The sequence below is a fragment of the Deinococcus detaillensis genome, assembly GCF_007280555.1.
GTDB lineage: Bacteria > Deinococcota > Deinococci > Deinococcales > Deinococcaceae > Deinococcus > Deinococcus detaillensis.
In genome coordinates this window covers 1-1,335 of the sequence record NZ_VKDB01000081.1, presented here as the reverse complement: position 1 = coordinate 1,335, position 1,335 = coordinate 1, and the positions used below count along the sequence as shown (strand labels likewise).

Below are 1,335 nucleotides of genomic sequence, written 5' to 3'. Positions count from 1 at the left end.
CGCAGTGCGAGAAAATACCCTTGATGAAATTCTGACGCCGGACAGTCGGCAGACGCTGAGCGCCGCTGCTGATCGGCTGCTCCCAGATCTCAAGGCCGGACAGCTCGAAGTGGTGCGTCTGGGTCAGCGCGACGTGGCCCTCGCCACCTTACCCACCACTGCAGCCGAAGCTCGCGCACTCGGGGTAGCGGCAGCGCGGACGGCAGAAAAACTCAAGGCTCGCTCGGTTGGCGTCATGGGGCTGGGAGCGGAACTGGCCAGTGAAATGGCTCTGGGCGTGCAGTTGGGCAATTACCGCTTCAGCCGTTACAAACCCGAAGAAGCGCCCGCCCTTGAGCAGCTCAGCATGGATAACCTATCGGACGACGGAGCCCAGCGGGTATCGGCGCTGGCTTCCGGCGTCCGCCTGGCACGTGACCTGGTGAACACGCCTTACAACGATTTACCAGCCACAGCCTTTGCTGAAGTGGCCCGCAAGGTGGCCCAGGAGAGCCAGCTGGAAATCGAGGTCTGGGGACAGGCCGAGTGCCAGCAAAAAGGCATGGGCTTGTTCGTAGCGGTGGGCCAGGGCAGTGCCCACGAGCCTCAATTTCTCAAGCTCACCTACCGGCCTGAGGGCACAGGCAACCATGCGCCCAAGCGGATCACGGCCCTGGTGGGCAAAGGCGTGATGTTCGACACTGGTGGCTACAGTCTCAAGACCGCTGGCGGGATGTACGGCATGAAAGGCGACATGGGCGGCGCGGCAGCGGTCTTGGGCGCGATGCAGATCGTGGCCGCCCTGCGCCCCCAGCACGAAGTTCGCGCTTACATCGCCGCCACCGACAATGCCGTCTCAGGAACGGCCATGCGCCCCGGCGATATCTACCGGGCGCTGAACGGCCAGCGGGTTGAAGTCACCAACACCGACGCCGAGGGCCGTCTGATCCTGGCAGACGCCTTGACCCTAGCCTCCCAGGAAGGGGCCGACGAGATCATCGACATCGCCACCCTGACCGGCGCTAAGGTCACGGCACTGGGCGAGGATGTGGCAGCCCTGTTCAGCGATAACCCAGCCCTGACCCGAGCGGTGCAGGACGCGGCACAAACCGCCCAAGAGCCGGTCTGGCCATTGCCGCTGCACGCACCTTACTTGGAGAGCTACCGCTCTGGCATCGCCGACTTGAAGAATAGCGATATGGTGCCGGCTGGCGGCAGCGTCAAGGCGGCGCTCTTTTTGCAGCAATTCGTGACGCGGCCCTGGGCACATCTGGACATTGCCGGCAACGCCCTCAAGGACAAAGCCCACGCCTTTGGTCCCGCTGGAGCGACTGGATTTGGGGCGATGTTGCTGGC

1 protein-coding gene is annotated in these 1,335 nt (G+C 63.9%); it reads left to right on the top strand.

All coding sequences use genetic code 11. From position 1 onward, the window contains the following. Positions 1 to 1,335: leucyl aminopeptidase family protein (locus FNU79_RS18930; RefSeq protein ID WP_318636161.1), on the top strand; the 1,335-nt coding region annotated here is incomplete at both ends.